The organism is Natronococcus pandeyae (assembly GCF_008122205.1).
Taxonomy (GTDB): Archaea; Halobacteriota; Halobacteria; order Halobacteriales; family Natrialbaceae; genus Natronococcus; species Natronococcus pandeyae.
In genome coordinates, this window is record NZ_PHNJ01000011.1 from 135,122 (window position 1) to 154,712 (window position 19,591).

The 19,591-nt window shown below is 61.3% G+C and carries 15 protein-coding genes and 3 pseudogenes; 7 read left to right on the top strand and 11 right to left on the bottom strand.

Features of this window, described 5'->3' with window-relative positions; genetic code table 11:
• Positions 1-2 precede the first annotated feature (2 nt).
• Genes CV102_RS18350 through CV102_RS18370 form a run of 5 tightly spaced genes read right to left on the bottom strand, consistent with a single transcriptional unit; the run spans position 3 to position 6,357 of the window.
• Positions 3-2,081, bottom strand: coding sequence for an MGH1-like glycoside hydrolase domain-containing protein (locus tag CV102_RS18350; protein ID WP_148859425.1), 2,079 nt, complete (start codon positions 2,079-2,081; stop codon positions 3-5).
• Entirely contained in the window at positions 2,078-3,211 is a 1,134-nt protein-coding gene (locus CV102_RS18355; RefSeq protein WP_148859426.1) for an ABC transporter ATP-binding protein, read from the bottom strand. The genes CV102_RS18350 and CV102_RS18355 overlap by 4 nt, the downstream gene beginning before the upstream one ends.
• Before the next feature lies 1 nt (position 3,212).
• Positions 3,213-4,121: a carbohydrate ABC transporter permease gene (locus tag CV102_RS18360; RefSeq protein ID WP_148859427.1), complete on the bottom strand. Its 909-nt coding sequence runs from the start codon at positions 4,119-4,121 to the stop codon at positions 3,213-3,215.
• A gap of 4 nt (positions 4,122-4,125) precedes the next feature.
• Positions 4,126-5,016: a carbohydrate ABC transporter permease gene (locus CV102_RS18365; RefSeq protein WP_148859428.1), complete on the bottom strand. Its 891-nt coding sequence runs from the start codon at positions 5,014-5,016 to the stop codon at positions 4,126-4,128.
• A 24-nt stretch (positions 5,017-5,040) separates the two neighbouring features.
• A complete protein-coding gene (locus tag CV102_RS18370) occupies positions 5,041-6,357 on the bottom strand; it encodes an ABC transporter substrate-binding protein (protein WP_148859429.1) in 1,317 nt (438 codons plus the stop codon).
• Positions 6,358-6,556: 199 nt separating this feature from the next.
• Between CV102_RS18370 and CV102_RS18375 the strand changes: the two genes are divergently transcribed.
• Positions 6,557-7,645, top strand: a complete 1,089-nt coding sequence (locus tag CV102_RS18375; protein WP_148859430.1) for a TrmB family transcriptional regulator — start codon at positions 6,557-6,559, stop codon at positions 7,643-7,645.
• Between the two features lie 884 nt (positions 7,646-8,529).
• Here CV102_RS18375 and CV102_RS26415 read toward each other — a convergent pair.
• A pseudogene (locus CV102_RS26415) lies at positions 8,530-8,792 on the bottom strand (SIS domain-containing protein); the annotation flags it as partial.
• A 1,203-nt stretch (positions 8,793-9,995) separates the two neighbouring features.
• Positions 9,996-11,372 carry an RNA-guided endonuclease InsQ/TnpB family protein gene (locus CV102_RS18385; protein WP_148859431.1) on the bottom strand — a complete coding sequence of 459 codons (1,377 nt, stop codon included), beginning with the start codon at positions 11,370-11,372 and terminating at the stop codon, positions 9,996-9,998.
• A 220-nt stretch (positions 11,373-11,592) separates the two neighbouring features.
• Between CV102_RS18385 and CV102_RS18390 the strand changes: the two are divergent.
• Positions 11,593-11,934, top strand: a pseudogene (locus CV102_RS18390) (zinc ribbon domain-containing protein); the annotation flags it as partial.
• Between the two features lie 127 nt (positions 11,935-12,061).
• Here CV102_RS18390 and CV102_RS18395 read toward each other — a convergent pair.
• Positions 12,062-13,750, bottom strand: coding sequence for an aldehyde dehydrogenase family protein (locus CV102_RS18395; RefSeq protein WP_148859432.1), 1,689 nt, complete (start codon positions 13,748-13,750; stop codon positions 12,062-12,064).
• A gap of 283 nt (positions 13,751-14,033) precedes the next feature.
• Between CV102_RS18395 and CV102_RS18400 the strand changes: the two genes are divergently transcribed.
• Together CV102_RS18400 and CV102_RS18405 are read left to right on the top strand one after the other, a co-directional pair.
• Positions 14,034-14,822, top strand: coding sequence for a helix-turn-helix transcriptional regulator (locus tag CV102_RS18400; protein WP_233710737.1), 789 nt, complete (start codon positions 14,034-14,036; stop codon positions 14,820-14,822).
• Between the two features lie 69 nt (positions 14,823-14,891).
• The gene (locus CV102_RS18405; protein WP_148859433.1) at positions 14,892-15,119 is read left to right on the top strand and encodes a hypothetical protein; all 228 of its coding nucleotides are present in this window, start codon (positions 14,892-14,894) and stop codon (positions 15,117-15,119) included.
• Between the two features lie 106 nt (positions 15,120-15,225).
• Here the strand turns inward: CV102_RS18405 and CV102_RS18410 are convergent, their stop codons facing one another.
• Together CV102_RS18410 and CV102_RS18415 are read right to left on the bottom strand one after the other, a co-directional pair.
• A complete protein-coding gene (locus CV102_RS18410; protein WP_148859434.1) occupies positions 15,226-16,335 on the bottom strand; it encodes a hypothetical protein in 1,110 nt (369 codons plus the stop codon).
• 622 nt (positions 16,336-16,957) lie between these two features.
• A complete protein-coding gene (locus tag CV102_RS18415) occupies positions 16,958-17,500 on the bottom strand; it encodes a hypothetical protein (RefSeq protein WP_148859435.1) in 543 nt (180 codons plus the stop codon).
• A 490-nt stretch (positions 17,501-17,990) separates the two neighbouring features.
• On the opposite strand from CV102_RS18415, the gene CV102_RS18420 reads away from it, so the two are divergent.
• Together CV102_RS18420 and CV102_RS18425 are read left to right on the top strand one after the other, a co-directional pair.
• The gene (locus CV102_RS18420; protein WP_148859436.1) at positions 17,991-18,509 is read left to right on the top strand and encodes a cupin domain-containing protein; all 519 of its coding nucleotides are present in this window, start codon (positions 17,991-17,993) and stop codon (positions 18,507-18,509) included.
• Positions 18,506-18,952 carry a cupin domain-containing protein gene (locus tag CV102_RS18425; protein WP_148859437.1) on the top strand — a complete coding sequence of 149 codons (447 nt, stop codon included), beginning with the start codon at positions 18,506-18,508 and terminating at the stop codon, positions 18,950-18,952. The genes CV102_RS18420 and CV102_RS18425 overlap by 4 nt, the downstream gene beginning before the upstream one ends.
• Before the next feature lie 243 nt (positions 18,953-19,195).
• Here CV102_RS18425 and CV102_RS27060 read toward each other — a convergent pair whose 3' ends face one another.
• A complete protein-coding gene (locus tag CV102_RS27060) occupies positions 19,196-19,330 on the bottom strand; it encodes a hypothetical protein (RefSeq protein ID WP_006088820.1) in 135 nt (44 codons plus the stop codon).
• Positions 19,331-19,388: 58 nt separating this feature from the next.
• Here CV102_RS27060 and CV102_RS18430 point away from each other — a divergent pair.
• Positions 19,389-19,591, top strand: a pseudogene (locus tag CV102_RS18430) (transposase); the annotation flags it as partial.

Genomic DNA, 19,591 nt, shown 5'->3' on the forward strand with positions numbered 1-19,591 from the left:
TGCTAATCACCCCTCGTTGTCCGTGAGGATCGTTTCGAGTGCCCCGACCCGACGCGGTCGGTCGTCGGGGTCATCACGACCGAGTTGTCGGTACACCGGACCGCGTAGGGCACGTTGTGGCACCGAATCGTCGCGTGAACGGCCTCGAACCGCTCCGGGAGCACGGGCTGGGCGACGGGGTCGCCGTCGCGAACGTCGAACCCGAGTGCGGCTTGGACGAAGCCGAACGCGCTGCCCGCGCTCCAGGCCGCCGGCTCGCAGGAGTCCGGATGGTGGATTCGGCCCGTCTCGAGCCCGGGCTGGTCGAGTCCGACCATCAGCTCCGGGAACCCCCACCGCTCGGGATCGGTCGTCGCGCTGGCTTCGAGCGCGTCGAGGCCTCGCTCGACGAGGGCTGCAACGGCATCGCCGCGCCCGTAGCGAGCGGCGCCCATCGCCGCGAGGCTCGTGTCGTGAGGCCAGACGCTGCCGCGATGGTACGAGAGCGGGTCGAACGCGTCGTGTGACGCCGCGAACGTCCGGAGTCCGGCGTCCGTGAGCATATCGGGCTCGAGCAGGCGATCGATCACGGCGTCCGCCCGGTCGGCCGGCACGATGCCAGTCCACAGCGCGTGGCCCTGATTCGAGGCGACGCTCTCGACGACGCCCTCGTCGTCGAGCGCCAGCGCGTAACAGCGCTCGTCGGGCAGCCAGAACGCCTCGTCGAACCGGTCTTGGACACGCTGTGCGTGCTCGGTGAACCGCTCGTGGAAGCGGTCGTCGCCGCGCTGGGCGGCGAGCTCGGCGACGCCACGCAACGCCCGATAGGCGTACCCCTGGACTTCCGCCAATGCGACCGGCGGCGTGGCCGGGGTCCCGTCGGGACGGGCGAGCGCCCGCCCGCTGTCCTTCCAGCCGAGGTGGGCGAGCCCGTACTCGTGGTCGTGCGAGTCGTACCGGAGCAGACCGTCTGCCCCACTCGTCTCGCAGATCCACTCGGCGGCCTCCACCGCGGCGGCGTAGAGCTCGTCGGTTACGGCGTCCGTACCGGCCCACTCGCCGTAGGCGGCTACGAGACCCGCGAACAACGGCGTCGCATCGACCGTCCCGTAGTACGGCGCCCGAATCGATTTCCCGACGGCGGGCCGGTCGCCGTGGCGGTTCTCGTGGGGGATCTTCCCCGGCTCTTCGAGCGTCGCGTCGTCGCTCGTCGTTCCCTGCTGGCTGGCGAAGTGCTCGAGGGTTCGTCGGGTGAGCTGCGGTGCGAACGGGAGCGTCTGGAACCCGACCAGCAGCGCGTCCCGGCCGAACGGGGCCAGAAACCGCGGCGCACCGGCGGCCGGGACACCTTCTGGGAGCGTCAGCGCGGCCAGCGTGTCGGCGGCAGCCTCGAACAGCGGTGAGGAGGGTTGAGCCGAGACGACCGGCGTGTCTTGGACATCGCCCGGTTCGCGTGCCGGGGCGAACGTTGCCGACGTCGTGAGTGTGGCGGTCCCTCCCGGCTCCACCGGGAGCGTCGCGGTGATCGTCGTCCCGACGCCCCCGTTGGCGTCCGTCGTTACCGCGGATGCGTTCGTCACGTCGATCGTCGTGCGTCGCGTCGTCCCGTCGGGACAGTCGGCGGCCAGCGTGGCGCCGTCGAACCGCTCGCGCACGGCGAGCGTCCGATCGACGGGCTTGCGGGCGCTGAAAAAGCCGGGACACTCGAACACGTGACGAAACGACGATCGGGCGGTGACCTCGACGTCGACCGTCCGCTGCTCGGCGGTGTAGTTCTCGACGGTCGTCGTCAGCGTCACGCCGTTCGCATCGGGAACCAGTCGTTTCTCGACCAGCAACGGCCGGGCGTCGCCTCGTCCGTCACCAACCGCGCCACTGGACAGCACGGTCGTCACCCCGTCCGGACCCGCTCGGCGGGCGATTCGGTCCCAGCCCGCCGTCGGCGCCTCGCGGTCGGTCGGTCGAACGGCGAACTCGCCGAGATGCTGGACGTCGCGCGAGTAGACACCGCTTTCGTCGTGAACGTTTCGAACGTCGCCGTGCGCGCCGACAACGGCGACGACGCCATCCGAGATGGCGAGCACGCAGTCGTCGGGGATCATCGATCGATCACCTCACCATGTTCGTCGAAGCGGTGGAGCGCCGCTGCCGGGAACCGCAACGTCGCGGTCGTTCCGGGGTCGATTCCCTCGGGCCGCTGGCGAAACCGTGCGGTCACGGAGTCGCCGCCACAGTCGAACTCGATCTCATAGGCGTTGCCGAGCGGTTCGACGACGACCGCCTCACCCTCGAGTTCAATTGTTCGGGGGTCGCCGCCGTCGGCTCGACGCTCCTCGACGGCCGGCCCTCCGCTTCGGGGCTCGCCGGCCGAGCCGGCGACGCGCACGTCTTCCGGGCGGATCCCGAGCGTCGCCGCGTTCGCCAGCGCCGGCTCGTCGGCCACGACGCACTCCGGAGCGAAGAAATTCATCGGCGGCTCACCGAGGAAGCCCGCGACGAACTCGTTCGCCGGCTGCTCGTAGACCTCCTTCGGCGTCCCGACCTGCTGGAGTTCGCCGTTGTTCATCACCGCGATGCGGTCGGCGAGACTCATCGCCTCCTCCTGGTCGTGGGTGACGTAGACGGTCGTCGTCCCCAGTTGCTGCTGGAGCCGACGCAGTTCCGAACGCGTCTGGACGCGGAGTTTGGCATCGAGATTGGAGAGCGGCTCGTCCATGAGAAACGCGCGCGGCTCGCGGACGATCGTTCGACCCAGGGCGACGCGCTGGCGCTGCCCGCCGGAGAGCTGACCCGGCTTCTGGTCGAGCAAGTCGTCGATCTCGAGCAACTCGGCCGTGCGGTGAATGCGCTCGTCGACGTTCTCGACGTCCATTTTGGCCAGCGGGAACGCGAGGTTCCCCCGGACCGACTTGTGGGGGTACAGCGCGTAGCTCTGGAACACCATCGAGAGCTCGCGGCGCTGTGGCAGCGTTTCGGTGACGTCCTCGCCGCCGATCGAGATCCGGCCACCAGAGGGTGTTTCGAGGCCGGCGATCATGCGCAGCGTCGTCGACTTCCCACACCCCGAGGGCCCAAGCAGGACGAGGAACTCGCCGTCCCGAATCGTTAGTTCAAGCTCGTCGACGGCGACCAACTCGCCGAAGCGCTTCGTGACGCCCTCCAGCCGGATCTCGGCGTTCGCGTCGGAGCTCAGTGCGTCGGTCGCAACGTCGGATGTCGTGTTTCCGGCCATGTTAGCCCTCCACCGCGCCGAAGGTGAGCCCCTCGACCATGTACTTCTCTAAATACATGAACATCACGATCAACGGAATGCTCGTCAGGAGCGAGGCGGCCATGATCTCGCCCCAGACCTGGTGGAAGCCCGACGCGAGCGCCTCGATCCCGATCGGGAGCGTGTAGACGCCCTGGGACTCGAGGAAGATGCTGGCGAACAGGTACTCGTTCCACGCGATCATGAAGGTGAAAAAGAACACCGCCACGATCGCCGGCGCCGACAGCGGCAGCGTGATCTTGAAGATCACTTCGAGCCGCGAGTAGCCGTCCATGATCGCCGCCTCCTCGATCTCCTCGGGGATCGACCGGAAGTAGTTGCCGAGCATGTACAGCGAGACGGGCAGCGTCTGGACGAGGTAGGTGATAAAGAGGCTCCACAGCGAGTCGACGAAGCCGAGCCAGACGATCACCTGGAACATCGGGACCACGAGCAGGATGCCCGAGAACATGTAGACCATGAGCACGCCCCGCGAGAAGATCCCGCGTCCCTTGTAGTCCAGCCGGGCGAAGCTGTAGGCGCCGAACGTGGCGACGAGCACCGAGGCACCGGCGGTGACCGTCGCGACGATGAAGCTGTTTTTGAAGTAGGTGAGGAACGGGAACGTCTCCGGACCGAAGACGGTCCGGTAGTGCGTGAGCGTGAGTTCGTCGGGGATCAGCGTCGGCGGCAGCGAGTAGAGGCTCGATTCGGGGGAGAGGCTCGCCACGGTCATGTAGTAGAACGGAAACAGCGTGACGAACAGCGACAGCCCCAGCGCGATGTAGAAGATCAACCGTTCGTACAGCGAGGTTTCGATCGTCTGATTGCCGAGTCCGAGCGCGTTCTTGAACGAGTCAACCGTGTGTCGGTAGGTGGATTTCGTACTCATCGTATCACCAGTCCAGTATCCAGGCGACGTACACGAGGACGAACCCGATCAGCGCCAGGAACAGCACCATCGAGATCGCCGCCGCCTGTCCGTGTTGGTAGTTCGCGAACGCAACCGTGTACGCGTACACCGGCAGGGTCTCCACCTGTCGGGTGAGCAGCCAGATGTCGGCGAACTTGTTGAAGTTCCAGATCCAGCGCAGCAAGAACACCGTCGCGAGGATGTACTTGAGTTCGGCCAGCGTGATGTCTTTGAACTGGGCGAACCGCGAGGCGCCGTCGATCTTCGCCGCCTCGTACATGTCGCTGGGAATCGCCTGCACGCGCGCGATCAGCATCAGGAACGCGAACGGGAAGTACCGCCAGGCGTCGACGAAGATCACCGACCACAGCGCCGTCCGGTCGTTGCTCAGCAGGTCGATATCGCCGCCGTACAGCCCGAGCACGTCGGATCCAACGTACGGCACGATCCCGTACAACGGATCGAGCATGAACCGCCAGACGAACGCGATCGAGATCAGTGGCGCCACGTACGGCAACAGGACGAGGCCGCGTGCGAAGCGCCGACCCCGAAACTTCCGGTTGAACAACAGCGCCGCACCGAGGCCGCCGAGGGTTGCCAGCGTCGTACTGAAGAACGTAAAGACGACCGTCGTCCACAGCGCCGACCAGAACTGACCGCTTCCGAGCAGGTCCTGGTAGTGCTGGAGACCGATCCACTCGGGGGATTCGGCCGGCGAGAGCGGCACGGCGGTAAAGCTCAAGTAAATGTTGTACAACACCGGATAGAGAATCACCGCCGCGATCAGCAACAGCGAGGGGGCGATCAGCGCGTAGCCGAGCAGCGCCTCCTTCTCCTCGAGCGTTCGGTCACCGCTCCGGGTTAGTGAAACCATGATTGGATACAGGCCGAGTGAGAGCTAGTTGATCGCGTCGCGCATCTGGTCGGCCTGCTCTTCGGCGACGGTTTCGGGGTCGTCGCCGTCGGAAACTCGCTGGACCGCCTCGGCGACGAGGAACCGGCTCGTGATCTCGCTGAACTCGGGGAACATCTCGCCGTCGACGTAACCGAACCGTTCCATGGTCTCGAACGCGCCCGAGATGTCTTCGAGCGTGTTCTCGTCCCACTCCTGAAGCACCTCGTTGTCCCGGTACGCTTCGCTCTGGGACGTCTCGCGCAGTACGGGGTTCATCCCGCCCGGTGCCATATGCAGGTACTCGATGTACTCCTCGTCGGTCAGGAGGAATTCGGCGAACTCCGTCGCGACGCCGCGCTCGTCGTCGCTCGCCGTATCCAACAGGTTGAGCGTGAGGATCGCGCCGAACGAGCTCTGGCGCTCGTTGTCCAGGAACGAGGTGAAGCCGACGTTTTCCGCGTCGACGGCGTCGCTGTCGCCGATATCACCCATGATGTACGAGGAGTACTCGATGAGGTGACTCTGGTGGTTCATGAACGTGTTATTCGCGTCCTCCCACGTGTTGTTGCCCGGCGGGCTGTACTCCGCGAGCGAGCCGTAGAACTCGAGCGCTTCGACCATCTCGTCGCTGTCGAAGACGATCTCACCGTCCTCGTCGAACACGCGCGCGCCGTTCGATCGGGCGAACGGCGTGAAACACTGCCTGGCGTACGCGGTTTCGTCGGAGCCAACCACGATCCCGTACTCGTCGTTGTCGGGGTCGTAAAGCGCCTCCGCGGCCTCGAGGAGACTGTCCCAGTCGGTCGGCTCGGCGAGCCCGAGTTCGTCGAACCGATCCTGCCGGTACCAGAAGCCCTGCACCCAGCCGTGCATCGGCACGGCGAACCGATCGCCGTCCGGCGACGTGGTGAGATCCAGCGCCCCCTCGAAGAACTCGTCTTCGCCGACGCCGTCGATAACGCTCTCGGCCCCGTCCGCCGAGAGCAGCCCTTCGCCGCCGAGCGTCTGCATGGGATCAAGTGGCAGTTCGGCGATCGAGGGGAGCCGATCCGATGCCTGCGCAGAGGAAATCTGCGACGGAACGTCGTCCTCTTCGACCGTGATGAGTTCCAGCTCGCCGTCGTGTTCGTCCTCGAACCGTTCGAGCAGTCCGTCGATGACCTGCTGGCGGTCCTCTTCGACCTGTGTCGTCCAGTATCGGTTTCCGGCGTCATCGTCGCCGCCACCGCCCATACAGCCGGCGGCGGCGGTGAGCAGCGTCGTCGCCCCGATCGACCGGAGCACGGTGCGACGGGTGGTGTCGGAAGTCTTCTGTGGCATTGTGTCTCAAGCACATGAAAAAGAAATATTTAAACCTTTTGTGTTCGTTTTTCACTCCAGTGAAGAATGAGTTCATCAGGCGACACCGACCGGTCGCCGTAACAGTGGCGGACCGTGCGGGCGCGCAACGAATGCGGCGGCGTTGCCCGGAAAAAGACGACCACAAACGTCTACGGGCTGCGACCGATTCGTTCTAGTTATGGATCAGGAAACGCTTCGCGCCGGGTTGATGGACGCCGGCTTGACGCAGTACGAGGCCGACGCCTACCTCGCGCTGCTCGAGCGAGGCGCGGCGCCGGCGGTTCGGATCGCCGAGGACACGAATATTCCGAAGTCGCGCGTCTACGACGTGTTGCGCGATCTCGAGGAAGCTGGCTACGTCGAAACCTACGAGCAGGACTCGCTTCGGGCGCGGGCACACGACCCGTCGGACGTTCTCTCGGACCTCCAGCAGCGCGCCCAGCGGTTGCTCCAGACTGCAGACGAGATCGAAGAGCGGTGGGAACAGCCCGGGATCGACGATCACAAGATCACGATCGTCAAACGGTTCGAGTCGGTACTCGATCAGTTCCGGGAGCTCGCCGGTGAGGCGGACAACCAGATTCAGCTGGCTGCCTCACCCGAGCAGATCGAGGAGATTCGGCCTGCGCTCGAGGACGCGATCGATCGCGACGTGTTCGTCAAACTGTGCGTTACGACGGGTCCGAGCGACGACCACCTCCTCGAGGAGATGGAGTTCGCCGACATCGCAACGGAAGTTCGCTATCGACATCTTCCCGCGCCGTTTACCGTCCTCGTCGACCGACGCTGGACGTGCTTTTCGTCCCAGACTCGCGTGACCGATCAGTACGGGATCCTCGTCGACGACCCGACGCTAACGTACGTGTTCCAGTGGTACTTCCAGAGCGCGCTTTGGGTGACCTGGGATCTCGTATACGCGGACAGCACGGACGGGAACAAACGCGAGTACGTCAATGTGCGAGAATGTATCTGCGACGTTGCACCGCTCGTCACCGACGGCGTCGAGATTCCGGTGACGGTTCGCGGTTTCGACGTCCGGAGCGGCGACGACGTCACGCTGTCGGGCCGGATCGTCGACATTATCTCCGCCAGGACACCCACCAGAGACGACGGCTCGCTGACTCTCACCCATCTGGCGGGGCAGGCGACGCTCGTGGTCGAATCCGACGGAGCGGAGTACGGCATCGGCGGGCGCGGTGCGACCCTCGAGGATATCGAGGCGACCAGAATCATCATCGAAACAGCGGAGACAGCCATAGCGGACTAACATGCAATACCGACGCACTCAGTACGGCTTTCCGACAGCATACGTCGAATAGACCTGTGCGATCGCCGCCGACGCCGGCTACGATGGCATCGAACCGAACGTCGAGGATGATGGACCACTGACGACAGATGGTGGCTGACGAAAATTCCGTAAGACGGTCGACCAGTTCGACCTCACCGTCCCGTCCTTCTCGACGCTCAGCCACTGGGAGTGGCCGTTGTCGAGCGCTGACGACCAATCGCGGGAGACTGGTCTCCAGGTCGGTCGCAAGATGACCGACGCGGAAACGGCTGACGTCCACGGCGAGGCGTGACCACGGGGACGGAACCTCGCTCGAGAGAGCCTCTCCTCTCCTGGGGAGCCACAACACATTCGCAGTGCGGCTGTACGACGGGTCGTTTCGTCGTGGGTTGCTTCCTTGATCGGTCGTCGTCGGTTCGGATGCGAGACCAGCTCCAGTGATCCGAGGACACCAGTCGTCACTGGGGGTGCTCGTCTCGTCGGCATCTATTTCGACGAAAACGCGAGATCCCGCCGAGGCGTTCCGGTAACGTAATCGAGTGGCATTGGATCTGCTCGGTCTTCGGGTGCCGCTCGGGTTCGCCCTTTGAGATCAAGCAAGAGGGCTTCAAGTCACGACCTCGGCGGGGTCGGCCAGCGGGTCGAGCGCGCGCTTGGCCGTAAACACCGACTCGTCTGCGGTGACCGTCTCGAAGAGGTCGTCGTAGCGTGACATGGGTTCCAGGCGAACTACGAGTGTGTCTATTCGGTCCAGTCTTGTCCGTGTATCGGTACCACCCACCACCTCTCGATGGCCACGGCACGCACGACGCCAGACTCTCCGGCGGACTCGGTGATGGGCGGTGTCGAGCGGCCCACGCTCGAGCGGCGGCGACCTGCTGGGTCGCGACGGTCGTCGCCGTCGCAACGCCGATTTCGGGCCGGCCCGGATGTAACAGACGTGGTCACACTCCCGAGTGGCCGAACTCTCCACAGTATTCGTCAGCGCAAGCGTCGTCGCGCCGGCGACGTTGGTCTCCCGCAGGGCGCGCATCGTCTCGGCAGTCTCGCCGCTCTGGATGATGCCGATCACGAGCGTGTCGGCGCCGATCGGCACCGCGTCAACCGTATACTCACTGGCGAGAAACCACTCGTTTGAGTGGGTAGGGGTTGCTCCAATGCTGGTGTGGTGGCTGAATCTAGTAGAAAAAGTCTCGATAAAATATAATTCACACTGGCAATCAGGAAACACTTATTAGGGGTTCATGATTGCGTTGGTGACCGGCTTTGCGAGCAGGTCGGCTGTCGTATCCGTCCGCGGCCGACAGTTTGTGAAGTACCTCGGGGACAAGCCCCGAGGCTTCACCGTTTAGACCGCACGTCCCAAGACGGGGCGTGTGGTCGCAGGTGAATTTAATTCCCCTCGGACTTCCCGTAGGTCGTCTGGAATTCACACCCGAACACCCGCGTCGTGTCCGTGAGGGTCGCTCCACCACGACCCGACAGTACCCGTCTCACCACGCCAGCGACGCGGGTTTTGAGAGATACCGCATTTCCAGGCCGAACGACCGCTTCATAGTGAGGTCTTCAATATCCGTCGCGGTCGTTATCACTCGTTACGAAGCGTAATTTATTAAGAATTTTAACGGCCTTCACCCTCGGGGTCAACTGGTTCGAGAGAGCTTCGCTCTCTCGTCATCACGGAAGACCGGGTCTTCCGAACGACCCCGAGGCACTCGCCCTGCTTTCTCTGTAGATGACTTCTGCTCTGCCAGTGGCGGTCGGATCGTCGGCGTGCCATGAGAAAGACAGTCCACGGAGTCGGCATCGGATTTCGGTCGACAACTGCTGTCGAGACAGCAGTACCTTCGAAAACGTCCACCAGATCCGGTCTCGGATGTGCCGCCCTGAATCTGTCGTGCCCGCTTGGCGCGTCAGAGTCCCACGGGCGGGTCCAGTCGGTCAGTTCCCGGTCTGCCACGGCCAAGTCGGCGCCATCACCAAACACGTCACCATCTAGTCCTGGTACGTCTGAATACGGACGGGTCACCGCGTCGCGTCGAATTGAGGGAGTTGGTCGGGCAGCGCAAGCAGTTGAAAGGCGAACACCTATTGTGTTGAGTTTAGAAGAACAGAACAATGTCACTCGCCACCGCGGTGCGGCGGTGGTTGTCTGGCGGCGATGAGGTTCTTTACGAGTGTCGTCATTGCGGGACAACGGTCGAACCGACCGAGTGGAGGTGTCCCACCTGTGGGTCGGATGAAATCGCGGAGTTTGATCCCGCAGAGTACGACGCCCCTTGACATCCTCCTCCGCGTGAACGCGGAGGAATCTCGAGCGTTGGGATGTTTAAGGTTTGCAGTCTACCACTTGGTCCCGCGGTAAGAATCCGTTGGACAAGTCATACAGGTAGACTCCGGGCTGTGCCAACCAGCCGGTACTCCTATCCTCGACGGGGCCGAAACGCCGCGCGTTCATTCCTCCACGCGCCGCCAACCCCGCGCCACAGGACTCAGAGTTACTTTCGCGTTGGTTTCCAGCCTGTTCACCCACGCCTACTCGAATGTTCTCCGCGCCGCCCACGTCGCCATGCGCCACCACGCGGCACTCGTCACACTCGTACAACCCGCGTTCCACGCGATTCGCCTTGCGCTCCCGGCCACACGACGCACACGTCTTCGATGTATTGCGTTCGGACTCGCGGTGGAGTGTGATGCCACGCACCTTTAACTTGTACTCCAACACGTCAGCGGCTCCCGCATACGGCCACGCGTGCAGGTCCAGATTGCCGTGCGAGCCCCAGTTCCGCGCCTTACCCGTCTCCTCGTCTTCACGGATTCCTTTGGGGTTGCCGATATACACGTCCCCAACATCATGTGCTTCGCATTGGTCGGCGACGTGCTTGGCCCACGCGTGGATGTACTGGTTGCTCCGCTCGGATTTCTTCCGGTGCAATCGCGTCGCCTCGTTCCCGCTGGAATCGTCGCATTTGGCGATTTCTTTGCTGAAGTAGTAATTATCCTGTTTCAGCCGATTGCCGGGGTACAGGTCCGCGTCACCAGTGCTGTACGCGACTGCGGCGAACCGGTTGATGCCGAGGTCGACGCCCGCCGATTCCTCGCCGGGAGCCTCGGACGTGTCCATCTCGTGTTTGCACACTAAGTGGAGTTCCCAGCGGTCGCGTACCTCATCATAGACGGCGCGAACCTGCTGAAGGTTCTCCACGGTAACATCGTCGCGGGTTTCGTACTCGACGAGAATGTATTCGCGGGCGTATTTCGAGGATTTGTGGTTCTCGCCGCGAGACAACCGCACGCGATTATGCTTGGGGTCGTGTTTGAAGCCGTTTTGTTTCCACGTTATCGTCGAGCGGGGGTGTTCTTCGTGGACGCGGTTACCCTCCGCATCGTAGTAGTTCTCTTTCCGATAGCCGGGTGGATTGTCCCGAGGGTCGTCCGAGTTATACCACGAGGTGAAGGCTTCAGCGAGTTCCTCCAGAACCCGCTGACTGGACTGCGAGTGCAGTCCGTTGTACTTGGGATGACCTTTTAACTCGCTTTTCAACTCGTCCTCGTCAGGGATTTCACCCGTCTCGCCCCACTCGTTGTGGAGGTAGTACAGGCCGACGTTCCAGAGCTTGGACGCACTCCACCCGTGCAAGTCGAGCAATCGTGCCACTTGCGCGTGGTTGGTGATTTTCGCCCGATGTGTTCGGTGGACGTCCATGCTGGAACCGCCTCACTCAATGGAGTTCGTCACGATTGTTTGTAAAGGTGCCGGCGCGATTTTGAACATCCAGCCGTGCTGTCATGCGTGGGTGGTATAGTTAAGCGACGGCGCGTATCCACGGCGTGAACGCCGTGGTATTGCGCCTGCTCCGCGTTATAAAGACCGCAGTCGACGAGGGTAGCCTGGGCGAGACAGCCCAGATCTTCTTCGAAGACATCGGTACAAGGCGGCGTGGCGAGGTATTCCAAGCGACGACGTGAACCCCGAGTATACATCACAAGAGTGTCCGCACACTGAGTGTGAGCATCGGGCGAAAGCGAATCGGCGTGGGAAGCGGTTCAAGTGTGTGGAGTGCGGGTGTCAGGACCGTTCTGACCGCGGCGCTGGGATCAGCGTCGCGAAGAAGTGGATGTACGAGTACGATAGAGATGTGCCACCTCTCAAGACCCTGCCGGGTTTCCGACGGGTGCGACGGGAGGCATCGGGGCGTGTGGACCGCCCGACTGCGACCCCTTCACTCGTTCGAGGCCGTCGAGCCGAGAGTGTCGAGGGAGTGTAATGCTAAACCGCAGGAAGACGCCTCGGGGCTCGACCCCGGGGCGGTTCACTATGCGATACGATTACATAGCGTCATCGTCTGACATTTGGGCAGGGGATGAACACGTAACAGATTCCTAGTCGGTCCATTATTGAACGGCCCGGGCAATGACCTTGTAGAGGCGCTGGAGGCGTGGGACGTGAGCAGTGGTGGCCTCGTTTTCCGCTGGTCTCGAGTCGGGCACGCGGTCGTAGAGCGTCGTCGTATTCGTAAACTGCTCGTAGGTGATATTTCCGTCAGTCTGGTTGCCACCCCACGTTCCGCAGCCGAGCGAGAGCGACGTCTCGACACGGTTTCCCTCGCCGACGGAGAGACCGATACTCGACTGATTGCGACAGATCCGGCAGACGTCGATCCCGTCGGCGAGTTCGATGGCACGGTCGCGCGCACCGTAGATCGCACAGGAATGCCCGGCGCCTTGGTAGCTCGTGATCGCATTTGTCGTTGGGACAACCTCGTCACGCGGGACTGTGTAGAGCGTGGCCACCGGCGAGAGATTCTCGCGGACGAGTGGGTCCGAGAGGTCAACGTCGTCGAAGACGGGAACAAGGAACGTGTCGCCGTCGAGTTGCTCGCCGAAGCCGGCCATCGAGGCGATCTCTGTGGCCGGCTGCCCGATACAGTCGGGATTGATCCGCTCGTCGGTATACAGCGTGTCTCGCAGGCGGCGAGTTTCGGCGGCCGAACACCGGTAGCCACCTGCTGCTTCGAGTTCGGCCATGAACTCCTCGGCGAGCCCGGGTGGGATGAGCAGATTGCTCATACAGACACAGACGAGCCCGTTATCGAACGCGGCGCTGTGCGCAATATACTCGGCCGTTGCGGCGAGATCCGCCGTCGGATCGACGATGCCAACGGTGTTGCCGGCCCCGACACAGTAATTCGGCGTCCCACACGTTTCGCCCCGCTCCACCTGCGACGGCGAGCCGGTTACCTGAATGGCGTCGGCGTGTGTCAGCAACTGTTCTGTCCGGGCTTTCCGAATCGGCGCTGAGAGCGATTGGATCAACTCCCCGGGAAAGCCTTCCCGTTCGAGTGCGGCCTGGATATCGGCGACGACCAGCTCGCACGTTTCGACGGCGAACGGTGACGGAGAAATGATGAGGGCGTTGCCACCTTTGAACGCCGTTAGGGCGAGGGCAACCGGTGTTGCAGCGCAGTTGGTCGATGGCGTGTGCGCACCGATGACGCCGACCGGTTTGCCGATCTTGACAGGGTCGGCAGCGGGATCCGTCACCACTCCGACTGACCGCTCGCCCTCCATCTCGGCATACATCAGGTCGACGACCGTCGTCGTCTTCTCGAGTTTATCACTGACATCTCCCTGCGACGTCTCTGCGACGGCGTGTTCGGCCCAGCGTCTCACGACGGCCGAGTCGTCGCACACCAACCGATGGACGATTCTGGTCAGCTCGTCGACGGTCTCTTGCGAGCCGGTGGCCACTGTGTGTTGGGCCTCGCGTGCGTCTGCGAGCCGTTTCTCGACTGATCGGTCCCACGGAGATGACTCTCCAGTGCCATCGTCCGCGTCCGGCTGTTCGGACGGTGATACACTGTCGGCTGGCATTTGGTAACAACTACCAGCTAGCGTTCTATCAGTATATTCCATGTCAGGAAACGGGCGGTGTCCAGGGACGGGGGGTGAACGCGAACGGGGGGTGTCCATGAACAGGAGGTGGACAGTGGGGGAGAGACCTGTCCAAGCGGGGCAGCGGGGAACGGCCACAGCGTCACCAGCGGGGGAGAAGCGAGCGCCACCTGACGCTCTCGGCGGCATACGCTTCTCTGGATGCCGTCGAGCCAGCTGCCCGCTCACCGGGGAGGGACTGAAACAGGACCGTCCGCCACATGCCTCCGGCTGATCTGCGCCCGATGGTCGCTCGACAGCTGAACTGACGAGTGAGGTGGTCGTCGAAGCGTTCTCACGGATACTGTCTCGCGGCAGATCATGTCGGGACGTTAGAAACAAAATAATTGTTTCGCGTCGCTCTGTTCGGATAGTGTTGATTAGAGTAAACTGAATCGGGGGAGTAGTGCTCGGTATGGGGTGACCGGCAAAGATGGCGAACGCAGCGGGGGTCAACGGACTGTATTTCCTGACGCAATCACCGGTACGGGTCCGTCTCCTTGAGAAACTGTATGACGAAGGGGACGCACAGAAATACGAGCTGCGAGAGGCGTTTGACACGTCGCGAGTGACGGTTCGCCGGAACCTGAACGCCCTCGAAGACCGCGATCTGATCACGATCTCGGGACGGACCTGTGAGATTTCGCCCCTTGGCGACGTCGTCGTTGAAGACGTCCTCCCGGCCGTGAACCGGGTCCACTTCGTCGAACGCCTTCGACCGTTCGTCCGGTGGTTTCCCGTCGACGACCTCACGTTCGACATACGCGCACTCGAGGACTCGACGATCGTCACGGCGAATGAGAGCGATCCGTACGCCCCGGTGAACCGTCATATCGAAGCCATGGAGAACGCAGATCGGTTTCGATGCTTGTTACCGGCCGTCGGATTACCGGCGATGAACGTCGCCCGTGATCGGGTCGTGGAAGATGGGTGGCAGTACGAGTGCATCTACACGCCGGGACTTGCCTCGACGCTCCGGAATCAGCCAGAGTACGCGGAATTGGTCGACGAACTGTCTGAAGCGCCCAACTGCGACCTGTTCATCGCCGAGGACAGGATTCGCTACTACCTCGGCCTCTTCGACCACCGTGTCCAGATTGGTGTCGAAGACGACAATGGCGTCCCAAAGGCGCTCGTCGACACCGACGCAGCGGAGGTCCGCGAGTGGGCTGAGCAGACCTATGACCACTATTTGGAGCAGGCGGAACCGTTCATCCCCTGACGATCCCACGCCCGGAGAGCTATTCCGGGGGCAGCCCATCCGGACTTTCTCGAGTCGGTCCTCGCGACTGTGCGTCCGGTCTTCGGCGAGTTCGACGGCAGCGCCGCCGACACCGACGATATCGAAGGCGATGACGATCAGAATCACCGCTGTCGAGAGGGCGTTGCGTCCGGCAAGTGCCACGCCGAGGATCACAGAGAGCAGCGCGGCGACTTCGCGCGTCTCCCGCTACGTGCCTTCCGCTCGCGAGTCTCGAGCCCGCCCGATCCAGTCCAGCGTCGTCGTGCAGAATCGTAGCGTGGAAGCCCTGAGTGGACTCAGAGGAGGGCACGTCACCGCTGGTGGCAGCCGACCGAGCACGCGCCGCACGCAGAACCACCAGTACAACCGCTGCTCGCTGGTCTCATTCGTCGGTTGGCGTTTCCTCGAACGTTGCTGACGCGTGGACACGCACGCCGTCGATGACGATGTCGTGGTCGACGTCTTCTTCACCGATGAGATGCTCTCTCACTTCGTCCTCGGACGGAGTGGACTCCTCATCCGGATACACTCCCGAGAACCGGACGTCCATCGTACCCATCTCGCCGTCTTCGGCGGAGAACTCGAGCGTGTTGACGAGGCTCTCGACCGTATCGAAAACCGGGTTGTCATCGACCTCGGGCTCAGTCTCTGGCTCTTCGTCGTGCTCGTCCGACTCGACCTCGTCGTCGGTCTCAAGCGCCTCCGAGAAGTCGTCGGTCCCCAGAACGCCGAACCCCATCTTCGCGTCTCCAGTCGTCTCGAAGAGCCACTGGCCGTCGTCCGAATCGACTGCTCGGTCGACCTCATCGAGATTCCGGTCCAGCGCCTCGCCGACAACAGCCTCAGTCTCGTACTCGTCGTCCTCGCCGGGCATCATGCCGACGACGAGCGTGTCTTCAGAAACTGCGTATGCCATGTCCTCGGCGAAGCCACTGGTCCCAACGTACACGGCGAATCCGTCTCGGGTCTCAGCCGCTTCAAAGTCGTCCGCGTACTGTTCAGCGAACACATCGGGGTCGTACGTGCCATTGAACACGAGAACGTCTTCGACCCACGTCATCGTCTCCGTCTCGATCCCCTCTGCAGTGTGACCGTCCTCTGGGAGAACGTCTCCGCTGAACGGGTAGAACAGAATTCCGAAGATGGCAAATGGACTGATGAGGGCGCCGTAGAACGGGAGGCCGAGGATCGGAACTTGCTCGACGAGTTCTTCAGTCTCTTCGTCATCGGTTCCCTCGTCCTCATTTTCCGAGGCGTCGTCCGTCTCGTCGAGCGCTGCCCAGTCGAGATGCGTGAAGAACACACCCGAGTTGTCCTCGTTCCGACTGTCCTGTGGCACCCAATTGCTGTACGCTGGGATGTCGTACGAAGGGAACGATTCCCCGTCCCCGCCCCCGTTTCCTTCCCCAATACCGTCGTCAGTGCTGCAGCCTGCGAGTGCAGCAGTTCCAGCAGCGGCCAGACTTGCAGACACGAACTGTCGGCGTTTCATTCACTCAATTGTACGAGACGGACACTTAAGAATTGCAGTACAGTATCTCTGAATCACTCGAATTCGAGTAGTCTGTATAAGTACCGTTTCGCATCAGTTTTGGATCGGTTATATTGTGTTCCCGACTTAGACCGGAGCCTCGAGGACCTGTTTCGAAGACCAGCTGAACGGTGCGGTCACGAGCTCGCTTAGTATTGTACAGTGGATCGAGTGAGAACCACCCAGTGAGGCACTCCTGGTCCGGGTAGGTGTCGCCGAGGCACGCTTTACAACTACTCACCGTAGTTGCCGAACGCCAAAATCTGCGCATTGCCTGTTTCCACGTCGTTCCGATTGAACTGACTGCTCAGTACAGGGCAAGCAGTTCCCACACTGATCACGGTTATTCTTGTTAACTGTCAAAGTTGGTCTCCTGAATACAGAGGATGGATTTTGCAAACCGGTTTCGTTTGGTCCGAGCAATCCGGGCTGAATGAACCGTCAGTAGACCCGCGAATCTCACAGTGGTACTTCTCTCAACTATCGGTGATAGTAGGAGAGCCGTGCCGAATCCGAGGGAGATTCAAGACGAGCAGTGACGTGGGCGGTACAGAGCAACGTCCGTCGTATACTCGTTCAGCCTCTACTCTGTCGGCATAAACGCCTCGTCACTCTCTTTCCAGAGTTGGTAGCCGAGTACTGCGACACCCAGGATGAGCGGCACCTCGAAGGCTGCTGCCGTTGGTGACGGAAGACCAAGCCACATGACGATGGCCGGAACGAAGAACATCGGCGTAACGATCAGGAAGAGGCCGCTTGCAAGCCGCTTCACACCGGGCGTACGCCAAAGGACGATCCCAACGACGGTCGCCATGAAGAGGTGGATACCGAAAAAGTACACGGCACCCGTTTCCACGTACAGCGAGCTCGGAACCACCCAATGAGCGACGTGATCGACGGCGGCCCACGCGACTAATGCGGTGAGCAGACCGTATGCTACCTGACCGGCCCGGCCGAACGCGAGATCGTATCGGACACTGGCTGCAACCAGTACGGCGACCATCAGTGCGTACGCGACGGTGTGGACGAGATCGACTATCAGCACCGTGAACGACTCGCTATCGAAGCCAATGCCCGTTGCTACCCAGTACGCGTTCAATCCGATTACGGCGAGTGCGAAGAGCACACACCCGATGAACCCCGCAAACCCGACTCGTTCCAACCGCCTCGGAGTCCACCATCGGACTATTCTTGATCGATTTCCAATAACATTTGCCATTTCAATCACATGATCCTGCGCAGTCACTATGTGTAATGCGGCCAGAATCTACGTGTTACTACGCGTGCTCAGGATTTAAACATATCATCATGCTAATGTGAGGGTTCGCCTCCACTGAACGGTCACTCTCTTTGTAAATCGAGCCAGCGCTTGTGCGACAGTCTCGCTATGTATTCAGCAAAACCTGATCGAACTACCGAATTGCTACCAAGAGTGGACTGCTGCATACAGAGAAGGGATGCAGCACAGCGCCATCGTTTGTTTCACGACGTGGTCGGTGAACCAGCCGGTCAGTACATCTGCGAACTGATCAACCTGTCCAGAAGGGATCCAGAAATAAAATATTCTGGCTACCCTCCCTCAGGAGTTTATACTATCTGAAAGCGTTAGTACATATGTGGAAAATCCAAACACTGAAAACCAATATAAATCTTGGATGTTAGATTCCCAAGAGGGTGATTCGTACTGGTGTCTTGGAGGGGTTACCGTCCTCAAGGCGACTGGTGAGAACACAGGCGGATCTTTCTCTATGATTGAAGAGAACATTCCCGCTGGAGTCTCCCCGCCATTGCACGTCCACCATGACGACGATGAGCTGTTCTACATCCTTGAGGGAACTGTCACGTTCGAGATTGGCGACGACCGATTCACGGCGACCGCGGGTTCGACTGTATACGCACCACACAGCGTTCCTCATACGTCCCTCACCGAGAAAGATACCCGATGGCTGATGTTCGTCCACAAACCCGGACTTGAACAGCTTTGGGCGTCGGTTGGCCGACCTGCTGATTCGTGGACCGTTCCAGAAGAACCGGTGAGTGACGAAGAGATGGAGTGTCTCTTCGATCAGCTCGACAAATACGGTATCGAAATTGTCGGAAATCCGTTGGGGACGGACGGTGATCTTGCCGTATGAAATCCGTTCGTTTATCTGAACTCGAACTCGGCGATGCGTGGTACGAAAACGATGAAACAGTCCGCTGGCGCGATAACCTCCCGCTCACGCCCGGTACACCAGGTACAAGTGACGTAGCGGCTGAGGATTTCGTCGCCGTGTACTTCGAAGTAGAGCCCGGAAAGCGCGTTGGAACACATACGGACAGCGAAGAAGAAATCTTACTGGTAATGGAAGGAACCGTTGGTGTCTCCGTGGGTGATGATGACGGTGAACTCGAAGCGGGCGAAATGGCTGTCGTCCCACCGAAAGTACCTCATTCTGTACGAAACGTCGGCGATGAACCTGCTGCCGTTCTCGGGGTCTTTCCCGCAGGAGAAGTTCATCACGAGTTTGATGAACCAGTGATGCCTTTCGAGGAACGTGAGTTTGTTTCAAGGCACGAGACGAACTCGGATAACTGAACACTACGTACGTCACTTGTACTGAGCGTTCGTGGTTTCCTGAATTGAGCCAACCCTCGTGCAACATTCGCGCCCTGTATTCATCACGATCCAATCGAACTACTGAGCTGTTGGCAAGAGGGGCGTGCTGCATACAGAGCACGAGTTCAGCAGGACAGTTTTGGTCGTTTCATCTTGTGGTAGCGAGGAAACCCCGTGCTTTAGCGCGGGGAGGAATCGCGTTCGTTCGTGTCTCGACTCGCCCTACAACGGCCCCTCGGTGTCCAGCGACTTCGCACCTTGGAGTAGCACCCCTTTCCAGGTGAGGCCGTGTGCGTCTTTGATTTCGCTCAGGCGGTCGTACTCGTCTTGGTCTACTTCGATGTTCAGGTTGGGCATCTACACACATGGTTAGTTTTTAGTTAGTTTTAACTATTATGCTCCCGTACTCGCAGTTGTGACGGCGACCGCCACGAAAACGCTCGAAGCCACGCTCGCTCCGCCCACTACGGGCAAAGAGCAACGTCTCGAGCGTACCGTGGCGACCTACCGACGCGCCCTTTCGGACGCCTTCGAGAGTGGCGCGGATACGCAAACGGCGGTCAACGACGTCGTTACGCCCTACACGCTCACGTCCTACGCGAAGGACGCGCTCAAGAA

Excerpts from the sequence above, each read along its gene's own strand:
- CV102_RS18350 (WP_148859425.1), bottom strand. The coding sequence starts at position 2,081 with ATGATCCCCGACGACTGCGTGCTCGCCATCTCGGATGGCGTCGTCGCC.
- CV102_RS18355 (WP_148859426.1), bottom strand. The coding sequence starts at position 3,211 with ATGGCCGGAAACACGACATCCGACGTTGCGACCGACGCACTGAGCTCC.
- CV102_RS18360 (WP_148859427.1), bottom strand. The coding sequence starts at position 4,121 with ATGAGTACGAAATCCACCTACCGACACACGGTTGACTCGTTCAAGAAC.
- CV102_RS18365 (WP_148859428.1), bottom strand. The coding sequence starts at position 5,016 with ATGGTTTCACTAACCCGGAGCGGTGACCGAACGCTCGAGGAGAAGGAG.
- CV102_RS18370 (WP_148859429.1), bottom strand. The coding sequence starts at position 6,357 with ATGCCACAGAAGACTTCCGACACCACCCGTCGCACCGTGCTCCGGTCG.
- CV102_RS18375 (WP_148859430.1), top strand. The coding sequence starts at position 6,557 with ATGGATCAGGAAACGCTTCGCGCCGGGTTGATGGACGCCGGCTTGACG.
- CV102_RS18385 (WP_148859431.1), bottom strand. The coding sequence starts at position 11,372 with ATGGACGTCCACCGAACACATCGGGCGAAAATCACCAACCACGCGCAA.
- CV102_RS18395 (WP_148859432.1), bottom strand. The coding sequence starts at position 13,750 with ATGCCGCCGAGAGCGTCAGGTGGCGCTCGCTTCTCCCCCGCTGGTGAC.
- CV102_RS18400 (WP_233710737.1), top strand. The coding sequence starts at position 14,034 with ATGGCGAACGCAGCGGGGGTCAACGGACTGTATTTCCTGACGCAATCA.
- CV102_RS18410 (WP_148859434.1), bottom strand. The coding sequence starts at position 16,335 with ATGAAACGCCGACAGTTCGTGTCTGCAAGTCTGGCCGCTGCTGGAACT.
- CV102_RS18425 (WP_148859437.1), top strand. The coding sequence starts at position 18,506 with ATGAAATCCGTTCGTTTATCTGAACTCGAACTCGGCGATGCGTGGTAC.
- CV102_RS27060 (WP_006088820.1), bottom strand. The coding sequence starts at position 19,330 with ATGCCCAACCTGAACATCGAAGTAGACCAAGACGAGTACGACCGCCTG.